The following is a 278-nucleotide window of genomic DNA, read 5'->3' on the forward strand; positions in this document are numbered from 1 at the left end:
CAGCCATCTCAGACGCGGTCAAGGTATCTGCTCCGATGACAACCGCCAACGGGTTACCTAGCAAAGCTCTGGAAGAGAAAACATCGACCTGCTGGAATGAAAATTTTGTTGTTCCGTGTCTCACCGTAACAATCCTGGCGTTCTGAGTTTACGCGGCCTTTCCGCATTTGACGCAATTGTGGGCCCATCATCCTGATTCAACAGGGATTTCAATCACCATCCCATCATAGGCCGGCACCACGTGGTCAGGCGTCTCGGCCATCACGACCGCGTAGTCC

At 53.2% G+C, this 278-nt stretch carries 1 pseudogene; it reads right to left on the reverse strand.

Annotated features, from left to right (window positions below):
• Positions 1-187: 187 nt before the first annotated feature.
• Positions 188-278, reverse strand: a pseudogene (locus EN804_RS38565) (MBL fold metallo-hydrolase); the annotation flags it as partial.

This window comes from Mesorhizobium sp. M8A.F.Ca.ET.161.01.1.1 (assembly GCF_004792105.1).
Taxonomy (GTDB): domain Bacteria; phylum Pseudomonadota; class Alphaproteobacteria; order Rhizobiales; family Rhizobiaceae; genus Mesorhizobium.